Origin of the sequence: Enterobacter sp. DTU_2021_1002640_1_SI_PRY_ASU_LCPMC_013, from assembly GCF_032389435.1 — a bacterium.
Taxonomy (GTDB): Bacteria; Pseudomonadota; Gammaproteobacteria; order Enterobacterales; family Enterobacteriaceae; genus Enterobacter; species Enterobacter hormaechei_C.
Genome location: NZ_CP135594.1, coordinates 2,839,165 through 2,858,771, shown reverse-complemented (window position 1 = coordinate 2,858,771; position 19,607 = coordinate 2,839,165). Strand labels below are relative to the sequence as shown.

Below are 19,607 nucleotides of genomic sequence, written 5' to 3'. Positions count from 1 at the left end.
GAAGATGAAACCGCTGCTGGATGTTCTTGTTATTCTGGATGCGCTGGAAAAAGAGGGGAGCTTTGCCGCCGCCTCGGCGAAGCTCTATAAAACCCCTTCGGCTCTGAGCTACACCGTGCAAAAGCTCGAGAGCGATCTTAATATCCAAATCCTTGACCGCACCGGGCATCGCGCGCGTTTCACCCGTACAGGGCAGATGCTGCTGGAAAAAGGGCGTGACGTGCTGCATACGGTTCGCGAGCTGGAAAAACAGGCCGTCAAACTTCACCAGGGCTGGGAAAATGAGCTGGTGATTGGGGTTGATGATACATTCCCTTTCTCCCTGCTTACCCCGCTTATTGAGGCGTTCTATCAGCGCCACAGCGTCACCCGGCTGGTTTTTATCAATGGCGTGCTGGGCGGTTCCTGGGAGGCCCTGACGCAGGGCAGGGCGGATATCATCGTTGGGGCGCTGCATGAGCCTCCCCAGTTGAGCGAATTTGGTTTTGCGCGGCTCGGTTTTCTGGAGCAGGTTTTTGCCGTTGCGCCTCATCACCCGCTGGCGAATGAACCGGAGCCTGTTACCCGACGCGTCATTAAAAACTATCGCGCCATTGTGGTTGGAGACAGTTCTCGCCCCGAATGCGGCATTTCATCGCAGCTGCTGGATGAGCAGGAGGCCATCACCGTTTTTGATTTTAAAACCAAGCTGGAGCTGCAAATAAGCGGCCTGGGGTGCGGTTACCTTCCCCGTTATTTAGCGCAGCGGTTTATTGACAGCGGAGCGCTGGTAGAAAAACAGGTTTTAGCGCAAAGCAGTAACGAATCGGTATGGGTGGGCTGGAATGAACAGACCGCCGGGCTTGCCAGCGCCTGGTGGCGAGACGAAATTTTAGCAAATAGTGCTATCGCCACAGTTTACGCTCAGGCAGATGATGGGAAATCAATCAGTTAGTAAAATTAATTTATGGGCAGGTTTCTCAATGTATTGCCTTTTGTATCTGGAATAGGGCAAAATGCCGCCGCTGCAAACAAATGAATAATCGACGATATAAAAGGCGTCGGTTATTTTTTTTTGCATGTACGAAACGAAACTAAAAACCAAGAGGCCGGGCTTCGTACCGGATAGATATTTACTAAAATCCGACAGTTGTTGTCGCTGAGGAAGAAAGAAATGGGGCAATTTTTCGCTTACGTGGCGGTTATCACCGTAAAGGAGAATAACTATGTCGCATAACGCAACTCCAAACACCTCTCGCGTGGAATTACGTAAAACGCTTACGTTGATTCCGGTTGTTATGATGGGCCTTGCCTATATGCAACCGATGACGCTGTTCGATACATTCGGTATCGTATCAGGCCTTACTGACGGTCACGTTGCAACGGCGTACGCCTTTGCGCTGGTCGCCATCCTCTTTACAGCGCTGAGCTACGGTAAACTGGTTCGCCGTTTCCCGTCCGCAGGCTCTGCGTACACCTATGCTCAGAAATCCATTAGCCCGGCGGTTGGCTTTATGGTGGGCTGGTCATCACTGCTGGACTACCTGTTCATGCCGATGATCAACATTCTGCTGGCAAAAATTTACTTCGAAGCGCTGGTGCCTTCCGTGCCGTCGTGGATCTTCGTTGTGGCGCTGGTGGCCTTTATGACCATCTCTAACCTGCGCAGTATCAAGACCGTGGCTAACTTCAACACCCTGATTGTGATCCTTCAGATGGGGATTGTTGCGGTTATCGTTGGGCTGATCATTTACGGCGTTTCCCACGGGGAAGGCGCAGGTACGCTGACCAGCACCCGTCCGTTCTGGTCTGAAGGCGCGCACGTAGTGCCGATGATCACCGGTGCGACTATCCTGTGCTTCTCGTTCCTGGGCTTCGACGGTATCTCTTCTCTGTCTGAAGAGACCAAAGACGCTGAGCGCGTGATCCCGAAAGCGATTTTCCTGACCGCGCTGATTGGCGGCCTGATCTTCATCGGTGCGTCTTACTTCTTACAGCTGTACTTCCCGGATATCTCTCGCTTTAAAGATCCGGATGCATCACAGCCTGAAATTATGCTGTACGTGGCGGGTAAAACCTTCCAGTGGGGCGTGCTGATCTTCTCCAGCGTCACCGTACTGGCTTCCGGTATGGCTGCGCACGCGGGCGTTTCTCGTCTGATGTACGTGATGGGCCGTGACGGTGTGTTCCCAACCCGCTTCTTCGGTTACGTGCATCCTAAATGGCGTACCCCGGCGTGGAACGTGCTGCTGGTGGGCGCTATTGCCCTGCTGGCGATTAAATTCGACCTGGTAACGGCCACGGCGCTGATTAACTTTGGTGCGCTGGTGGCGTTCACCTTCGTTAACCTCTCCGTGATTTCGCAGTTCTGGATCCGTGAGAAGCGCAACAAGACGCTGAAGGACCACATCAACTATCTGGTGCTGCCAGTGTGTGGTGCCCTGACGGTGGGCGCCCTGTGGATCAACCTGGAAGAGAGCTCAATGGTTCTGGGTCTGATCTGGGGTGCAATCGGTCTGATTTACCTGGCTTGCGTGACCAGAAGCTTCCGCAACCCGGTTCCTCAGTACGAAGACGTCGCGTAAGACTGTGTCGGGTGACGGCTATGCTCAACCCGACCTACAGTTTCGTAGGCCGGGTAAGCGTTAGCGCCACCCGGCAAAAAAAAGCCGGAGACATCGCCTCCGGCTTTTTTGTACCCGCTATTCAGACAATCTCTTGCGCATACTGGAACAGCGCTTTCAGCAGCGCCTGCTTCTCAGCATTCCCTTCATACTGACCGTAAAGCATCTCCAGCTCCTGGGCGTAGCTATTAAGAAACTCCGGCGTAAACACGTTGCGCCGATGCTGTAACCAGCGTTCCTGCTCTGCTTCATCCAGCGTGCCGGGATAGTTGCGCGCGCGATAATTAAACATCAGCTTCTCAATGCGCTTATCTGCGAAGGTGATATCCAGCGCGGGCAGGTTACGCGGGTCGGTTTGCAGCACGATATTCATCGCCGCGCGATCGGCGTCGCTGAAGAAGCCGTTATAAAGCTGCGCATCCACATTCTCAGACGGCACGAACGGCTCTGCTTCGGCAAAAATGGCGACGACTTTCTCGCGCACATGCGGGTTGTCGCGCAGCACTTTCAGGATATCGAGGCAGTGCTGACGGTTAATCCCCAGCCGGTCGGCGTCTTCCGGGCGCAGCGTGTTGGCCTGCGCCAGCACCGGGCACTTATTGATGTGCACCAGTTTTACCGGTACGGCTGGCAGGTCACCCAGCGCCTCTTTCGGCGTATAGAGCCGTTCACGTAAGGTGTCGCTGTCGAGCTCAAGCAGCGGGGAGATATCTCCGGCGAGATCCACCATGATGACGGCGTTACGGTTGTCCGGATGCCAGGCAAGCGGCGCCACCCAGCTTGTATTCCCGCGCCACGCACCGAACATCCCTGAAATATGCACCAGCGGTTTCATCTGCGGCACGTCAATCAGCGTCATCAGCTTTTGCTTGCTGCGATGGCTCAACAGATACTCAAACAGGCGCGGCTGCGCGGTTTTTACAAGTTTTGCCATTGCGATGGTCGCGTAAACGTCTGCCATCGCGTCGTGGGCGTTGCTGTGCTCAATGCCGTTGGCCCGCGTCAGGTGCTCGAGCCTGAAGCTCGGCAAGCCGTCGTCGTTCTCCGGCCAGTTAATCCCCTCCGGGCGCAGCGCATAGCAGGCGCGCATGATATCCAGCAAATCCCAGCGTGAATTGCGGTTTTGCCAGCTCCAGGCATACGGATCGTAGAAGTTGCGGTAGAAGATATTGCGCGTCACTTCATCGTCAAAACGGATGTTGTTGTAACCCACCACGCAGGTATTGGGTACCGTGAACAGGTCGTGGATGCGACGGGCAAATTCTGCTTCGCTAACGCCTTTATCCCGCGCTTCCTGAGGCGTGATGCCCGTCACCATCACCGCGCCCGGCTGCGGCAGATAGTCATCGGCGGGTTTACAGTAAAACACCTCGGGTTCGCCAATGACGTTAAATTCGTCATCGGTTCGGATAGCCGCAAACTGCGCCGGTCGGTCCAGCGCCGGATGGGTGCCAAAGGTTTCGTAATCGTGGAACAAAAAAGTCGGGCGCGCGGCAGAGTCAGACACCAGTAATCTCATCCTGTTAAAAATTGACGTCTCTATGGTAAACGATTGGGGTGAGCAGTCCGAATAAAAAGCACCGTCAGGCAAGAAATTTGCGAGATTTGTTCCGAAAAAATCTGCGTGCTGTCACATTTTTTTGCAATTAAGGCAGGTAACGACATCAGAACTCCCGTAAAAAGGTCATCGATTTTTACTGACCTGAGGATATACCGTTGAAACGCCGTCTGTTTATTGCTGTTTCTTTACTCGCTTCGAGTATTTCATCCGCGCTGGCTGCCGAGCCGCTGGATTTTTCACCTCAGCCGCCTGCCATCCAGGCTGGCTCCTGGGTATTGATGGATTACACCACGGGTCAAATCTTAACGGCGGGCAACGAACATCAGCAGCGTAATCCGGCGAGCCTGACCAAACTGATGACGGGGTACGTTGTCGATCGTGCTATTGATAGCCACCGCATCAGCCCCGATGACATTGTGACGGTCGGACGTGACGCCTGGGCAAAAGGCAATCCGGTCTTTGACGGTTCGTCGCTGATGTTTCTGAAGGAGGGCGATCGGGTTTCCGTGCGCGATCTCAGCCGCGGCCTGATTGTTGATTCCGGCAATGACGCCTGCGTGGCGCTGGCGGATCACGTGGCGGGCGGTCAGCCGCAGTTCGTCAGGATGATGAATGACTACGTTGAAAAGCTGAACCTGCGCGATACCCACTTCGAAACCGTACACGGGCTGGATGCACCGGGTCAGCACAGCTCCGCTTACGATCTCGCCGTGCTTTCCCGGGCCATCATTCACGGCGAGCCTGAGTTCTATCACATGTACAGCGAAAAGAGCCTGACCTGGAACGGCATCACCCAGCAGAACCGCAACGGCCTGCTGTGGGATAAGACCATGAACGTGGATGGCCTGAAAACGGGTCACACCTCGGGCGCGGGCTTTAACCTGATTGCCTCCGCGGTGGACGGTCAGCGTCGACTGATTGCGGTGGTGATGGGGGCAGACAGCCCGAAAGGACGTGAAGATCAGGCGCGCAAGCTGCTGCACTGGGGACAGCAAAATTTTGATACGGTGCAGATCCTGCATAACGGTAAAAAGGTGGGAACCGAGCGCATCTGGTACGGCGATAAAGAGCAGATCGCGCTGGGCACGGATCAGGACTTCTGGCTGGCATTACCCAAATCGGAAGTGCCAAACATCAAGGCGAAATACGTGATGGATAAAAAAGAGCTGGAAGCGCCGATCGCCGCGCATCAGCGGGTAGGGGAGATCCAGCTGTACGATCGTGACAAGGTGGTAGCGCACTGGCCATTGGTTACGCTGGAAAGCGTTGAAAAGGGCGGCCTTTTCTCCCGCCTCGGCGATTATCTGCATCATAAACTCTGACCTTTTTGGGCAGACTGGCAGTGTTGCGAGTCTGCTCACATAATAAACACTCCTGGTTTGCCGATAATCTCGATTCTGCTTTACAGTGTATATATATACAGTAATAAACGGAGGCAGCATGGACTACAGCATCAGGCAGCAACAGAAACGTACGATCGCTGGCTTTCATCTCGTGGGGCCGTGGGAAAAGACGGTCAAGCAGGGATTTGAACAGCTGGTCATGTGGGTAGACGGGCGTCATATTCAGCCGCAGGAGTGGGTGGCCGTTTATTATGACAATCCGGATGACGTGCCGGCAGAAAAGCTCCGCTGCGTTACCGCCGTAACGGTAGCGGACGATTTCACTATTCCTGAAAACAGCGAAGGGGTGATGATGACCGAAATTGCTGCCGGAGAGTATGCTATTGCCGCCGCGCGCGTCGAAAATCATGATTTCGCCACTCCATGGTATCAGTTCTTCAACTCCCTGCTGGAAGACAACAAATTCCAGATTGCAGCAAAACCCTGCTTCGAACGCTATCTGAACGATGGCAATGCTGACGGCTACTGGGATATTGAGATGTTTGTACCGGTAGAGCACAAAGTGGGATAATCCTGCGGAATGCAGGGTTTTTCAGCCGGGCGCGATCCACCCGGCTGAAAACACAGTACAATTGTGGTTTGCCGTAGAGCTGGAGACGGGTGTGCGCCCCGACAAGTCATTAACCCCTTTTGAAATTCGGTTATACAAACATTATCGCGTGGTGCACGGTTGCCGCATTGCGCTGGCGTTTGTGTTGACCTTCGTACTGGTTCGTCTGCTGGATATCCCGGAAGGGACGTGGCCGCTGATCACGCTGGTGGTGGTGATGGGGCCGATCTCATTCTGGGGGAACGTGGTCCCGCGCGCTTTCGAACGCATAGGCGGCACCGTTTTAGGCTCAGCGCTTGGGCTTATCGCCCTGAAGCTGGAGCTGATTTCGTTTCCGGTCATGTTGCTGTGGTGCGCGGTGGCGATGTTTCTTTGCGGGTGGCTTGCCCTTGGCAAGAAACCGTATCAGGCGCTGCTGATTGGCATTACGCTCGCGGTTGTGGTCGGCGCACCGGCGGGCGATATGACCACCGCATTGTGGCGAAGCGGGGACGTGATCCTCGGCTCGTTGCTCGCCATGCTGTTTACCGGTATCTGGCCGCAGCGCGCCTTCCTGCACTGGCGCATTCAGATGGCAAACTACGTCACGGCATTTAACCGGGTCTACCAGGCCGGGTTTTCGCCGAATCTGATTGAGCGCCCGCGGCTGGAAAAGCACCTGCAAAAAATCCTCAATGATGTGGTCAAAATGCGCGGGTTGATTACCCCGGCAAGCAAAGAAACCCATATCCAGAAAGCCATTTTTGAAGCTATTCAGACGGTCAGCCGTAATCTGGTCTGTATGCTTGAACTGCAAATCAATGCCCACTGGGCCTCACGCCCCAGCCATCTTCTGATGCTCAACGCGCATACGCTGAAAGAGACGCAGCAGATGACGCAACAAACCCTGCTGACCATCGCCCATGCGCTCTACGAAGGTAACCCACAGCCGATACGGGCGAACAGCGAGCGGCTGAACGAAATCGTCGCCGAGCTTAAACAGCTGATGAATGAGCGCCAGGGAGACAATGTGGCGGAAACGCCCATCCATGGTTATGTCTGGCTGAGTATGGAGCTGGCGCGACAGCTGGAGTTGTTATCGCAGCTGATTTGCCGGGCGCTGCGCAAATAAAAAGCGTATGTGATGCCTGCTGCTTCGATTCAGCAACAATTAGGGTTATGATGGTTTTAAACGATATACTCATTGTCATTCGCAGCCGCTGTCTGTTAAAACGGTTGCTTTAACGAATCCGAATCTCACATTATCAGGGGTGTAAAAATGGAAACTACCAAGCCTTCGTTCCAGGATGTTCTGGAGTTCGTCCGCCTGTTCCGCCGCAAAAACAAGCTACAGCGCGAAATCCAGGACGTAGAGAAGAAGATCCGTGACAACCAGAAACGTGTCCTGCTGCTGGACAACCTGAGCGACTACATCAAGCCTGGCATGAGCGTTGAAGCTATTCAGGGCATCATCGCCAGCATGAAGAGCGATTATGAAGATCGCGTTGATGACTACATCATCAAAAACGCTGAGCTGTCCAAAGAGCGTCGCGACATCTCCAAGAAGCTGAAAGTGATGGGCGAAATCAAAAACGTCGACGCTAAAGGCGAGTAATCGCACACTCTGTTGCCCGGTGGCGCTGCGCTTACCGGGCCTACAGGACTGTTATCACGTAGGTCGGGTAAGGCGAAGCCGCCACCCGACAATTTCACGAACGCAGAAAAGCAAAAAGCCTGCTCTAAAAGCAGGCTTTTTAAATTTGGCTCCTCTGACTGGACTCGAACCAGTGACATACGGATTAACAGTCCGCCGTTCTACCGACTGAACTACAGAGGAATCGTTGTGGAGGCTTATCTTAGCGGCGAAAAAACTTTTGTCAAACCTGATCTCAGGCAAAAGCGTTTGTTTGATGATTCTGTCGTCATTTTGTTGTAAATCCAAACATAATTTTATGGAAAATACTTTGCAGGATACGCATTTCTGCCCCATCATTTGAAATGGAGTTTCAACTTTCTCGCTAAGGTCCATTTTGAACGTCACCGCACCCCTACGCCAGGCGATTATGCGCACGCCCTGGTATGCAAAACGTAAGAGCTATCGAGTTCTGTTCTGGCGTGAAATCACCCCCCTTGCCGTGCCTATTTTCCTGGAGAATACCTGCGTCCTGCTAATGGGGGTGCTGAGCACCTTTCTGGTGAGCTGGCTCGGTAAAGAAGCCATGGCCGGGGTAGGGCTGGCGGACAGTTTCAACATGGTTGTGATGTCCTTCTTTGCCGCTATCGATCTCGGTACGACGGTGGTGGTGGCGTTTAGCCTGGGCAAGCTTGATCCGAAGCGTGCCCGCGAAGCGGCCAGACAGTCGCTGATGATCATGACCCTCTTTTCGATCATCCTTGCGGCGGTTATCCATTATTACGGCAAAGAAATTATCGACATTGTCGCGGGAGAAGCGACCAGCGAGGTGAAGGATCTGGCTCTCACCTACCTGGAAATGACGGTGCTGAGTTATCCGGCGGCTGCCATCGCGCTGATTGGTAGCGGTGCGCTTCGTGGAGCAGGAAATACCAAAATTCCGCTGCTGATCAACGGCGGCATGAACATCCTGAACATCATTATCAGCAGCGTTTTGATTTACGGCGTCTTTTCCTGGGAGGGGCTGGGCTTTGTCGGCGCGGGTTTAGGGCTAACCATTTCCCGCTATATTGGTGCGGCGGCGATAATTGGCGTATTGATGGCGGGAATTACGCCATCGCTGCGCCTGACGCTGAAAAGCTATTTTCGTCCACTTAACTTCGCCATTATCTGGGAAGTGATGGGGATCGGGATTCCGGCCAGCATCGAATCCGTGTTGTTTAACGGTGGGAAACTGCTGACGCAGATGTTTGTTGCCGGGATGGGAACGGACGTCATCGCCGGCAACTTTATTGCCTTCTCCATCGCCTCGCTCATTAACCTGCCGGGAAACGCGCTGGGGTCGGCGTCGACGATCATCACCGGCAGACGTCTCGGAAAGGGGCAGATAGGGCAGGCGGAACGGCAACTTCGGCACGTCTTCTGGCTTTCAACTATTGGACTGACGGCGATTGCGTGGGGAACTGCGCCTTTTGCCGGGCTGATGGCCTCGTTCTATACGCATGAAAATGACGTGAAGGAGGTCGTGAAGGTGCTCATTTGGCTCAACGCGGCGTTTATGCCAATTTGGGCCGCGTCCTGGGTACTTCCTGCCGGGCTGAAAGGGGCGCGCGATGCCCGGTTTGCGATGTGGGTCTCCATGCTCGGCATGTGGGGCTGTCGCGTTGTGGCGGGCTACACGCTGGGGGTAATGTTGGGTATGGGCGTTGTCGGCGTCTGGCTGGGGATGTTCCTTGACTGGGCCGTGCGCGGGGCGCTGTTCTACTGGCGAATGGTGAGCGGGCGCTGGCTGTGGAAATATCCGCGAAAAAAACCGGAGCAGGAGGTTTCGGAAACGGCAAGTGCCTGACAAATGTGCGAAGTGGAGAATAAATCGGCAAACGATTGAAAATCTGCATTCACCCTTTGACATCCTCAGGGCGCATCGATAATATGCGCCCCGTTCACACGATTCCTCTGTAGTTCAGTCGGTAGAACGGCGGACTGTTAATCCGTATGTCACTGGTTCGAGTCCAGTCAGAGGAGCCAAATTTAAAAAGCCTGCTTTTAAAGCAGGCTTTTTGCTTTTCTGCGTTCGTGAAATTGTCGGCTGGCGCTCCGCTTACCCGACCTACGGAATCCCAGGCCGGGTGAGTGGGTCCTTGTTATCAGCGGAACGGTGGCTCATTGAAGGTGCGCAGCTTGCGGGAATGCAGTTTGTCGCCCTCTGCACGCAGTAAATCGATGGCGCGAATGCCAATCTGAAGATGCTCTGAGATCGCCCCTTCGTAGAAACGGTTCGCCTGGCCCGGCAGTTTGATCTCGCCGTGCAGCGGTTTATCGGACACGCACAGCAGCGTGCCGTAAGGGACGCGGAAGCGATAGCCCTGCGCGGCAATGGTGGCGCTTTCCATATCGATTGCGACCGCACGGCTGAGATTGAAACGCAGGGCGGAGGCGGAATAGCGCAGCTCCCAGTTACGATCGTCGGTGGTGACGACCGTACCGGTACGCAGGCGCTGCTTCACCTCTTCACCCGGCATGCCGCTCACCTCTTTGGTGGCGTCGTAAAGGGCGCGCTGCACTTCCGCGATACTCGGGATAGGAATATCTGGCGGCAGAACCGCGTCAAGGACATGGTCGTCACGCAAATAAGCGTGGGCGAGGACGTAATCGCCAATCAGCTGGCTTTCACGCAGGCCTCCGCAGTGGCCGATCATCAGCCAGACGTCCGGGCGCAGTACCGCCAGATGGTCGCAGATGGTTTTCGCATTCGACGGGCCAACGCCGATGTTAATCAGCGTAATGCCCTGACCGTCGGCGGTGATCAGGTGCCAGGCTGGCATCTGGTGCTTTTTCCACGCCAGGTCGGAGATGGCCTCTTCCGGTGCTTCGGTTTCGGCGGTGATCCAGATCCCGCCCGCGCAGGATAGGGCGATGTAAGGGCTGTCCGGATCGAGGATCTGGCTACAGCCCCAGCGGACAAATTCGTCCACATAGCGGGTGTAATTGGTAAACAACACGAACGGCTGGAAATGTTCGGCTGGGGTGCCGGTGTAGTGGCGCAGGCGTGCCAGCGAGAAATCGACACGGCGGGCATCAAAGTGCGACAGGGGTGAAAACTCTGCCGGGTGATAGATCCCGTCCGCCGTCTCATCGCCAATCTGCGACAGCTCAGTGGTCGGGAAGTGGCGGGTCAGCCCCGCGCTCATGGAGCGATCCAGCGTCAGCGCTGAGCCGTCTATCACGTACGGGTAAGGGATCTCGTGCAGGGACGGCTCAACGCTGATATGCGCGCCGTAATCCTGATACAGCAGGGTAAGCTGCTCTTCCAGATAGGGGCGGAACAGCGCAGGTCGCGTGATGGTCGTGCTGTAACAGCCGGAGTGGGTGAAACGCGCATAGGCGCGGGTTTTCGGATTGCTGCTGGCGCTGCCGTCCCAGGTGACAGAGAGCGATGGATAAACAAAAAGGCCCTGGGTTCTGGCCTTTTCATCGGGAAGTTTCCCTGTTTCGATATAGTCACTGATGGCGCTGCGCAGTGCATTGACGGACTGTTCATACAGTGCGTCGAGTTTTTCCAGCGCCTGAGCCGGGGTCAGGCTGGAGCCCTTATTATTCATGTCTGTCTCCTTGTTCCACAGGTGTGCGGCTTTACCCGATAGTATGTCACACGCCTGTGAAACAAAAGTGAGGAGATCAGCTGTGCGCGGTTTCCTTCATCAACAGGGCGGTGGCGGCAGAAAGCAGGCAACCCGCCAGCAGATAAATCGCCACGCTGTGCCAGTTACCGCCGGAGAACGTTACCAGCGCGGCGGCGATAAACGGCGTAAACCCGCCGCCGACCACGCTCGCCACCTGATATCCCACGCCCGCGCCGCTGTAACGGTAGCTTGCGCCAAACAGCTCGGTGAACATTGGCTGCTGCACGCAGACCACCATATCGTGAGCGATGTTCGCAAGCATGATCGCGAAGAAGACAATCCAGAAGACCGACTGTGCCTCCAGCGCCATAAAGAACGGCCAGGCGCTGAGTGTGCCGATGAGCGCCCCGGTGATATACACCCGTCGACGGCCAAAGCGATCCGCCAGCCAGGCGAAGCAGGGGATGGTCAGGCAGCTGATCCCGCCCACCACCAGGCCAATATTCAGGAACAATTCCCGCGGCAGGCCGAGGTTTTGCGTGGAATAGTTCAGGGCAAAGGCGGTGACGATATACATCGTCAGCAGTTCGCACAGGCGCAGGGCGATAATTTTCAGAAAAGCGCCAGGGTGCTGCACCAGCGCTTCCATCACCGGCAGCCGTTTCTTCGCGACCGGTTTTTCGCGCTGCTGCCGTTCAAACTCAGCCGACTCTTCCATGCCGTTACGGATCCACAGGGCCACCACGACCAGCACAATGCTGAAGATAAACGGAATACGCCAGCCCCAGCTCAGGAACTGCTCGTCTGTCGTGAGCTGGCTTATTAGCGACACCAGGCCCGTGGAGAGCAGCAGACCCACGCCATAACCCACCTGCACGCCGCTGCTGTAAAACGCTTTCTTATTCTTCGGCGCGCTTTCCACGGACAGCAATGCCGCGCCGCCCCATTCACCACCGACGGCAAAGCCCTGAATGGCGCGCAGCGTCACCAGCAACACCGGAGCCCACCAGCCAATCGAGGCAAAGGAGGGCAAAATACCGATCAGCGCGGTGGCAATGCCCATCATCCAGACGGTGAGCATCAGCATACGTTTCCGGCCAAGGCGATCGCCGAAGTGGCCGAAAATTATCCCGCCCAGAGGACGAAACAGAAAACCGACGCCGAAGGTGGCAAACGCAGCAAGCGTGCCCATGGCGGGGCTGATCTGGGGAAAGAATTCACGGTTAAAGACCAGCGCAGCGGTAATACCGTAGAGCAGAAAGTCATACCAGTCGACGACGGCGCCTGCGAAGCTACCTAAAGCGGCGCGGCGGGCGCGGTTAAGCGAAGGTGTCTCCTCGTTGCGGCGAGCGGAGATAAGGGTGGAGTCCATAGTTGTCCTGTCTGTACTGATTTTTAATTATTGGTATAAGAAAAGGTCACTCACATCACGGCCGTCATATTGACGGAATGTATGAGACTACCGCGACAGGCGGCCTGAGAAAACGTTTTTATCTTTCCTGAAAGCGCAGAATAAATAAATTTCATCTTATCGGGCGACAACATAAATCAGCCTGTTTGGCTCCGGTTAGGGCTGAATGGTTTACAGTAATAACGATCGCTGCGTAACGTAAGCTGAGGGTATAACGATGCAACGCCTCTTTCCTGCACTGTGGGTAGTCCTGTTTTTAGTCGTATCTCCGCTGCATGCGGAGCCGAAAGTCTATGGCGAACAGCGTATTCACCGCTGGTGGGATGCAGTAACGGACGATATTGCGCAAACCTGGGAACAGCCGGATCGTTACGATCTCTACCTTCCGTTTCTGAGCTGGCATGCTCGATTCATGTATGACAAAGAGAAAACCGACAACTACAACGAAATGCCGTGGGGCGGGGGGCTGGGCGTGTCCCGCTACAACGACGAGGGCAACTGGAGCGCGCTCTTTGCCATGATGTTCAAAGATTCACATAACGAATGGCAGCCTGCGATGGGCTACGGCTGGGAGAAAGGCTGGTATCTGGATAACGCAAAAGATTTCCGTCTGGGGCTGGGGGCCGCTGCGGGGATCACGGCACGCGACGACTTTGCCAACTATGTCCCGCTGCCGTTTATCTTCCCGCTTTTCTCTGCCGGATATAAGCGCGTCACCGTCCAGTTCACCTATATTCCCGGGACCTACAACAACGGCAACGTGCTGTTTGCCTGGCTGCGCCTGGGCTTTTAGAGGGTGATCACTTTTTTGGCCACTGCGTTGGACAGGATCAGCAGCGAAAACAGGACCGACGTAACAAACGTAAGCACAATCAGAGCAAGTTTGGTGCTCAGGGACGTCACCGGAATGAGCGCGGTCAGCAGGTGAAACACCGAGTAGTGCATAATATAGACCCCGGTCATGGTTTTGCTAATGGCGGCCAGCACGGACTCTTTAAACTCCGCATTGCGGCGAAAACGCACGCCGTTGGCCGCAATCACCAGGGCAATAATCAGAATGTAGATTTGCGATCCGGTGAGAATAAAGGCGTTTCTGTCTGCTTTAAATAGCGCAAAAAAGAAGTGCCGTTCGTAAAACCACGTGAAGAGATAAATAAACGGTATGGCGATGACCGCTGCCCTGACCACATTTTTGCGGCCGATCCACGCCGCGATCTGCGGATCGCAAAAGAGCTGCCCCGTCAGATAAAACAGCAGCCACGTCCACAGGCGATACTGCGGCGACAATGAAAGGACATGGGCATCAGGATAGAGGGCTGACAGTAAATCGTACCCGTATGAGAAAAGCAGCAGGGCGGCAATTACCCCGCAAAAGAGCGTTCGTCGCTGGCTGAGCCACTCCACCACCGGGTGAAACGTGTAAATCACGATAAACGCGAACACGAACCAGGGCTGGATCAGATATCCGCGCTGATAGGGCTCCCACAGGTAGTAAATCGTTACCCAGAACAGAAAGACGATCACCAGGCTTTTGATCTTATCCAGCTGCCAGCGCGTGCCGTGTCGGGATTGCCCGTCCAGATACCCTGCAACCACAAAAAATAACGGCGTGGCGATGGTCGAAATGAAGGTTAAAAAACCGAGGATCCAGTGATAGTCATAATCGTAATGATCCCAGGTGTTGTAGATGGTGAAAAAGGTAACCGCCGTCATACACCCCAGCGTCTTGATGATATTCAGCCCTGTCGCATTCATTGTTGTTCAGCTTTGTCCTTACGATGGAAACACGCGTAAATTACGGGGAGTACCAGCAGCGTCAGGATTGTAGCAAACCCAAGCCCAAACATAATCACAACGGCCATGCTCTGGAAGAACACATCCAGCAGCAGAGGGGCGAGGCCGAGTACGGTCGTAAAGGCGGTGAGGAGGATGGGACGCAGGCGCGACGTGGCGGCGTAAACGATCGCACTGTGCTGATCCTGCTGCGCTTTCTGCTGTTCTATCTCTTCCACCAATACAATGCCGTTGCGGATCAGCATCCCGCTCAGGCTCAGCAGGCCAATCAACGCCATAAAGCCAAAAGGGATGCCGGTAATTAAAAACCCCGGCGTCACGCCGATCAGCGCCAGCGGCACGGTCAGCCAGATGGCGACGGCGTTTTTCACCGAACTGAACATCAGCACCGTGATCACAAACATCACCAGATAGCCGAGCGGCAGCGTGGTAAATAGCTCCTGCTGCGCTTCGCTGGAGTTCTCCGCGTCACCGCCCCACTCAATGCTGTAGCCGTGGGGCAGGGGCAGGGCATCAATTTGCGGCTTCACGCGGGCGAGAATATCGCCGGAGGTTTGCTGGCTTAGCGGGTCAGGGTCGGTCTGCACGGTCAGCACGCGGGAGCGGTCACGGCGCAGGATCAGCGGATCTTCCCACTCCAGCGCGAAGCCGCTGATGACGTTGCTCAGCGGAATATACTGCTGCCGGGTCTGGCTCCAGACCAGAACGTTATTCAGGTGATTGGCGTCCAGCCGCTCGCTTTCCGGCGGGCGCACCACCACGGGCAACAGGTCGCTGCCTTCTCTGTACAGTCCTGCCCGACTGCCGGAGAAATTCATCTCCAGTGCGTTATCGACGTCCTGCTTATCCACGCCAAGCTCACGTCCCAGCGCGGTGACGTACTGCGGGCGGATCACTTTGCTGCGGTTTTGCCAGTCGTTCCTGACGCTGTCCGTCGCCGGATCGCGCGTAAGGATGTTGTCTACCTGGCTGGCGATCAGACGCAGCCTGTCCGGATCGGGGCCTTTAATACGTATTTCAATGGCGCTGTCGCCGGAGGGGCCAAACATCACCCGCTTCGTGCTGGCGTTAACCTGCGGATAGTTCCGTGCGATGTATTCATCCATGTGGCGGGTCAGGGCGGGGATGTTACGCTGGTCGTCCATTCTCACCATAATTTGCGCATAGTTGCTGTACTGCCGCTGTCCGCTGTAGGTCAAAATAAATCGCATACTTCCCTGACCAATCGTCGAGACCGTAGTTTCCACGCCTGGCTGGCCGTTAATGGTTTTCTCGATATCACCGGTCATCTTCTCGGTCCAGTTAATGTCGGTACCGTAAGGGAGCCAGAGGTCGACAAAGAAAATTGGCGTACTGGAGGAGGGGAAGAAGTTCTGCCGCACCGAGCCAAAGCCCCAGATGGCGGCGGCCAGCAGTGCGGCCATCACTACCAGCGTTGGCGCTTTACGCCGTAACAGCGCGTTGAGCACACCCTGATAGATCCGATAGATGCGTTTGTCATAGGGATCCGTTTCGTCGGCCTTTGGCGGTGCAGCATCTCGTTTAAACAGCCACCACTTAATCAGCACTGGCGTAATGGTGAGGGCTGAGAACCAGCTCAGCATGAGCGAAATCAGCAGGACCTGAAACAGCGACTTACAGTATTCGCCGGTGGAATCCTGTGACAGCCCGACGGGCGCAAAGGCCAGGATGGCGATGACCGTTGCACCCAGCAGCGGCAGCGCAGAACGGCGAATAATGTCGCTAATGGCGTTCATCAGGGACGAGCCCTGCTGCCGGGCTACCAGTACCCCTTCGACAATAACAATGGCATTGTCGACCAGCATGCTGAGGGCGATGATCAGCGCACCCAGTGAAATGCGCTGTAGTTCAATACCCCAGAGATACATGATCAGCAGCGTGCCCAGCACGTTGAGGGCGAGGGAAAAGGCGATAATGATCCCGCTGCGTAAGCCCATAAAGATCAACAACACGCCGATGACAATCGCCAGCGCCATCAGGAAGTTAATGATAAATCCGTTAACGGAATGCCCGACCTCCGCCGCCTGATCGTAAAACAGGTCGATATGGATACCTGCTGGTTTCTCGGCTGACATCTGCTCTAGCTTCGCCTCCAGGGCATGTCCCACGTCGATCACGTTAACGCCGGGGATAAAGGAGACGCCCATGGTGACGGCTTTTCTGCCGTTGGCATGGTAGATGCTGGCAGGGGACGCATCCAGCCCGCGTGACAGGGTGGCAATATCCCGTAAGCGGGTAGCCGCCCCAACGCCGGGCGGGGTCACGATGAGATCGGCCAGCTCGTCAATACTTTCGAATTCACCGGTAGGATGCAGACGAATTGACTCGGTACCGGAGGGGATCTCTCCCGCGCTGGAGACCACGTTCAGCCTGCTGAGCTGGGCAGAAAGCTGGTTCAGCGTTATCCCGCGCGCGGCCATTTTGCTCAGAGAAATGTCCACGTTAATCTGCTGAGTGAGGGCTCCGCCGATGGCCACTTTGCCCACGCCTGGCACGAGGACCAACTCCCGGCGCAGCTGCTCGGCATACCGGACCAGTTCCGGATTGCTGAATTCATCTCCGGAAATGGCAAAGAAAAAGCCGAACACATCGCCAAAATCGTCATTCACAAACGGGGTCACTACGCCGGGTGGAAACTGTCTGGCGGCATCTCCGACCCGGCGACGCAGTTCATCCCAGATTTGCGGCAGTGCATTTGAGTGGTAGCGCGAGGCTATATTGACCGTGATCTGCGACAGGCCGCTGGAGGAGATGGAGCTGACGTTATCCAGATAAGGTAACTGCTGAAGCGCATTTTCCAGCGGCAGGGTGACCTCTTCCTCAACCTGCTGCGCCGACGCGCCCGGATAATGGGTGATCACTACCGCCGTTTTGATGGTAAACGCCGGATCTTCAAGTCTGCCAATGTTCAACAGGGCAATAATGCCGCCTACGCCCAGCAGCAAAATCGTCAGCCAGACGCGAACCGGGTTGCTGATAAACTGACGAGAGATATCCATTACAGTCCCCGTTCACGCGTCCAGATACGTACCGGCTGGTTGGGATGTAACTCCCCAACGCCTGCGGCCACCACGCGTTCACCGGCCTTAAGCCCACCGACGATGACGACCCCTTCAGCGCTGACTTGCCCCACGCTGACCTTACGATCTTCAAGGTGCAACGTATCGCCTTCGCCCGTCACCACCCAGACATGTGGCTCATTGCGCGGGCGGTTATCCGGGTTAAAGACCGCTTCAACCGGCACTACCAGCGCCTCACTGCCCACACCAGCCGGAAGGTTGGTTAAATTGATGGTGACCGTTCCGCTGACGCCGCCCACGACGGGAAAATCATCCGGGCGGGGCATGGTTAAAATCACCTGCCAGGTCAATGTGTTGCTGTCGCTACTGCCTGAGTGCTCTTTGTACACAGCGGTAAACTCGCGACCGGGCAGGGCGTTGATCCTCACTACCGGTTTGTACTGCGCATTGCGAATATCGAAGGTGTTAAACAGGTTCTCTGGAAGGCTGAACACCACGTCCAGCAGATCGGTACGGGTCAAAGTGACGACGAGCTGGCCGGCGGAGACGACCTGATGATTTCGCACATGGACGCTGGCCGCTGTCCCGCTAAAGGGGGCGACGAGCGTCATCTGGCTTAATTCTTCGCGCGCAATCTGTAGCGCGGCGTTTGCTGAATCGCGGTTGGCGCGCTGGACATCCATCTCGGCTTTCGACACGGCCTGGCGTCCCGCCAGGGTCTGGAAGCGGGCGAATTGCCGCTGAGCCAGGGTCGCCGCCGTTTGCCTGTCGTTCAGGCGCTGCCGGGCTTCACGGGCGTTGAGGCTGGCGAGCCGTTGCCCCTGTTTGACAACGGCACCCTGGCGAATGTCCAGGGTCTCAATCTGCCCGGCTCGTTTGAACGCGAGATCCGTGGCATCGCCGGATTCAATACGGGCGGGAAACACGCGCTGCTGCGCGTTGCCGGCCTTGACCACCTCTGCGACTTTTACCATTTTCGGCAGGGGCGCGGCGCGGTCGGGTTTCGGATCGCACGCCGTCAGCAGCAATAAAACAGCAGGCAGAAGAGAGAGGTAGCGCTTCACAGTATTCCCCTGATAATAATTGTTTTATTTATTTCGTCATCAATGCTGGGGTGGCGCTATTCTGCCAGGGCCGAGACGACCACATAGGTAAATAAACCGATTGCTGTGCTGGCGATAATGGCGAGCGCAATAAACAAACCAAGGCGAATCAGGCTTAAACCGTACATGCATTCCTCCATGAGGTTGAAGGTGGCGCGGGATAAAGAGAATAAACGTGTTGCATGCCTGACTATGAGCATAGTCGGTGAATAAATAAATGTTAAATAACCATTATTAGTGGCGTGACATACTCAGGCGAAACAAGCGTTACGATGGTGTATCCCCTTTGAATAACATCCTGATATTCCTGTGCTACGTTTAATAGCATTCATTCCTTTTTTTCCGTAAAAGGCATTCACGCCTGTACCCATGGGTTTGATGCGATCTCTCCTGATTCACTCACTGTTGTGTTGGTTATAAAAAGGATGCTTGATATGTATAAAACGATTCTGGTGCCGGTGGATGTATACGAAACAGCATTGTCTGATAAAGCGCTACAGCATGCCCAATTCCTGGCGCAAAGCGCATCGGGTAATGTCCATCTGCTGTACGTTATGCCAAAGTTCTCGGCGGAACTGACCCGCGGTTTTATTGCAGACGCGAGAAAGATGGATGAATATATGATTAATAATGCTAAAGAAAAACTGGCTGCGCTGGTAAAGAAAATCAACCTGCCGGAAGCAAATGTCCATCTACATGTTCGCAGCGGGAATATACGTGATGAGGTAATCAAACTGGCCGATGAACTTAACGTCGGTGCGATTATTGTGGGATCGCGTAATCCAAATATTCAAACTCATTTATTAGGGTCAGAGGCGGCGAGTATCGTTCGTTACGCGCATGTTCCTGTTTTCGTTATTCGTTAATGTCATGAAAGCAAGGTGATTTCTGAAAAGAACCCGAGGA

General features: G+C 55.1%; 16 protein-coding genes and 2 tRNA genes. 11 read left to right on the top strand and 7 right to left on the bottom strand.

The features are described from left to right. Window positions 1-4 precede the first annotated feature (4 nt). From RS584_RS13775 to RS584_RS13765, 3 genes are all read left to right on the top strand, one after another. Window positions 5-934 (top strand): LysR substrate-binding domain-containing protein, encoded by a 930-nt coding sequence (locus tag RS584_RS13775; RefSeq protein WP_315748050.1) that lies wholly within the window; start codon window positions 5-7, stop codon window positions 932-934. 219 nt (window positions 935-1,153) lie between these two features. Beyond that, the gene (yoeI, locus tag RS584_RS13770) at window positions 1,154-1,216 is read left to right on the top strand and encodes a membrane protein YoeI (RefSeq protein ID WP_099458931.1); all 63 of its coding nucleotides are present in this window, start codon (window positions 1,154-1,156) and stop codon (window positions 1,214-1,216) included. After that, window positions 1,206-2,564, top strand: coding sequence for an APC family permease (locus RS584_RS13765; protein WP_006811203.1), 1,359 nt, complete (start codon window positions 1,206-1,208; stop codon window positions 2,562-2,564). Before yoeI ends, RS584_RS13765 begins: the two co-directional genes overlap by 11 nt. Window positions 2,565-2,685: 121 nt before the next feature. Here RS584_RS13765 and sbcB read toward each other — a convergent pair whose 3' ends face one another. Next, the gene (gene sbcB, locus RS584_RS13760; protein WP_410493081.1) at window positions 2,686-4,122 is read right to left on the bottom strand and encodes an exodeoxyribonuclease I; all 1,437 of its coding nucleotides are present in this window, start codon (window positions 4,120-4,122) and stop codon (window positions 2,686-2,688) included. 191 nt (window positions 4,123-4,313) lie between these two features. Here sbcB and dacD point away from each other — a divergent pair, with 191 nt between their 5' ends. The 4 genes from dacD to RS584_RS13740 all read left to right on the top strand — a co-directional run bounded on the left by dacD (window position 4,314) and on the right by RS584_RS13740 (window position 7,711). Beyond that, window positions 4,314-5,486, top strand: a complete 1,173-nt coding sequence (dacD, locus tag RS584_RS13755) for a serine-type D-Ala-D-Ala carboxypeptidase DacD (protein ID WP_047740833.1) — start codon at window positions 4,314-4,316, stop codon at window positions 5,484-5,486. A 118-nt stretch (window positions 5,487-5,604) separates the two neighbouring features. After that, a complete protein-coding gene (gene sbmC, locus RS584_RS13750) occupies window positions 5,605-6,078 on the top strand; it encodes a DNA gyrase inhibitor SbmC (protein ID WP_032671710.1) in 474 nt (157 codons plus the stop codon). Window positions 6,079-6,169: 91 nt separating this feature from the next. After that, complete coding sequence (locus tag RS584_RS13745; RefSeq protein ID WP_017693112.1) at window positions 6,170-7,228, top strand: FUSC family protein; 1,059 nt, start codon at window positions 6,170-6,172, stop codon at window positions 7,226-7,228. Between the two features lie 147 nt (window positions 7,229-7,375). After that, window positions 7,376-7,711, top strand: coding sequence for a DUF496 family protein (locus RS584_RS13740; RefSeq protein WP_000450410.1), 336 nt, complete (start codon window positions 7,376-7,378; stop codon window positions 7,709-7,711). 146 nt (window positions 7,712-7,857) lie between these two features. Here the strand turns inward: RS584_RS13740 and RS584_RS13735 are convergent. Beyond that, window positions 7,858-7,933, bottom strand: a tRNA-Asn gene (locus RS584_RS13735). 226 nt (window positions 7,934-8,159) lie between these two features. Between RS584_RS13735 and emmdR the strand changes: the two genes are divergently transcribed. Together emmdR and RS584_RS13725 are read left to right on the top strand one after the other, a co-directional pair. Next, a complete protein-coding gene (gene emmdR / locus RS584_RS13730; protein WP_023294986.1) occupies window positions 8,160-9,578 on the top strand; it encodes a multidrug efflux MATE transporter EmmdR in 1,419 nt (472 codons plus the stop codon). A 103-nt stretch (window positions 9,579-9,681) separates the two neighbouring features. Further along, a tRNA-Asn gene (locus tag RS584_RS13725) sits at window positions 9,682-9,757 on the top strand. A gap of 119 nt (window positions 9,758-9,876) precedes the next feature. On the opposite strand, the gene RS584_RS13720 is transcribed toward RS584_RS13725, so the two are convergent. Both RS584_RS13720 and shiA read right to left on the bottom strand, forming a co-directional pair. Continuing rightward, complete coding sequence (locus RS584_RS13720; protein ID WP_015572404.1) at window positions 9,877-11,331, bottom strand: AMP nucleosidase; 1,455 nt, start codon at window positions 11,329-11,331, stop codon at window positions 9,877-9,879. A 76-nt stretch (window positions 11,332-11,407) separates the two neighbouring features. Beyond that, complete coding sequence (gene shiA / locus RS584_RS13715) at window positions 11,408-12,724, bottom strand: shikimate transporter (RefSeq protein WP_017383305.1); 1,317 nt, start codon at window positions 12,722-12,724, stop codon at window positions 11,408-11,410. A gap of 256 nt (window positions 12,725-12,980) precedes the next feature. Here shiA and pagP point away from each other — a divergent pair, with 256 nt between their 5' ends. Beyond that, window positions 12,981-13,556, top strand: a complete 576-nt coding sequence (gene pagP / locus RS584_RS13710; protein ID WP_003859516.1) for a lipid IV(A) palmitoyltransferase PagP — start codon at window positions 12,981-12,983, stop codon at window positions 13,554-13,556. On the opposite strand, the gene RS584_RS13705 is transcribed toward pagP, so the two are convergent. Genes RS584_RS13705 through RS584_RS13695 form a run of 3 tightly spaced genes read right to left on the bottom strand, consistent with a single transcriptional unit; the run spans window position 13,553 to window position 18,662 of the window. After that, window positions 13,553-14,476 carry an acyltransferase gene (locus tag RS584_RS13705; protein WP_026080612.1) on the bottom strand — a complete coding sequence of 308 codons (924 nt, stop codon included), beginning with the start codon at window positions 14,474-14,476 and terminating at the stop codon, window positions 13,553-13,555. The two genes, pagP and RS584_RS13705, sit on opposite strands and share 4 nt — an antisense overlap. Before the next feature lie 38 nt (window positions 14,477-14,514). Continuing rightward, window positions 14,515-17,577, bottom strand: coding sequence for an efflux RND transporter permease subunit (locus RS584_RS13700; RefSeq protein WP_315748049.1), 3,063 nt, complete (start codon window positions 17,575-17,577; stop codon window positions 14,515-14,517). Then, entirely contained in the window at window positions 17,577-18,662 is a 1,086-nt protein-coding gene (locus RS584_RS13695) for an efflux RND transporter periplasmic adaptor subunit (protein WP_315748048.1), read from the bottom strand. The genes RS584_RS13700 and RS584_RS13695 overlap by 1 nt, the downstream gene beginning before the upstream one ends. Window positions 18,663-19,135: 473 nt before the next feature. On the opposite strand from RS584_RS13695, the gene RS584_RS13690 reads away from it, so the two are divergent. Then, on the top strand, window positions 19,136-19,567 hold the full coding sequence (locus RS584_RS13690; RefSeq protein WP_003859525.1) for a universal stress protein: 432 nt from the start codon (window positions 19,136-19,138) through the stop codon (window positions 19,565-19,567). Window positions 19,568-19,607: the final 40 nt, after the last annotated feature.

Coding starts and splice junctions, on each gene's coding strand:
- RS584_RS13775 (WP_315748050.1), top strand. CDS start 5: ATGAAACCGCTGCTGGATGTTCTTGTTATTCTGGATGCGCTGGAAAAA.
- RS584_RS13765 (WP_006811203.1), top strand. CDS start 1,206: ATGTCGCATAACGCAACTCCAAACACCTCTCGCGTGGAATTACGTAAA.
- sbcB (WP_410493081.1), bottom strand. CDS start 4,122: ATGAGATTACTGGTGTCTGACTCTGCCGCGCGCCCGACTTTTTTGTTC.
- sbmC (WP_032671710.1), top strand. CDS start 5,605: ATGGACTACAGCATCAGGCAGCAACAGAAACGTACGATCGCTGGCTTT.
- RS584_RS13740 (WP_000450410.1), top strand. CDS start 7,376: ATGGAAACTACCAAGCCTTCGTTCCAGGATGTTCTGGAGTTCGTCCGC.
- emmdR (WP_023294986.1), top strand. CDS start 8,160: ATGCGCACGCCCTGGTATGCAAAACGTAAGAGCTATCGAGTTCTGTTC.
- RS584_RS13720 (WP_015572404.1), bottom strand. CDS start 11,331: ATGAATAATAAGGGCTCCAGCCTGACCCCGGCTCAGGCGCTGGAAAAA.
- shiA (WP_017383305.1), bottom strand. CDS start 12,724: ATGGACTCCACCCTTATCTCCGCTCGCCGCAACGAGGAGACACCTTCG.
- pagP (WP_003859516.1), top strand. CDS start 12,981: ATGCAACGCCTCTTTCCTGCACTGTGGGTAGTCCTGTTTTTAGTCGTA.
- RS584_RS13705 (WP_026080612.1), bottom strand. CDS start 14,476: ATGACGGCGGTTACCTTTTTCACCATCTACAACACCTGGGATCATTAC.
- RS584_RS13700 (WP_315748049.1), bottom strand. CDS start 17,577: ATGGATATCTCTCGTCAGTTTATCAGCAACCCGGTTCGCGTCTGGCTG.
- RS584_RS13690 (WP_003859525.1), top strand. CDS start 19,136: ATGTATAAAACGATTCTGGTGCCGGTGGATGTATACGAAACAGCATTG.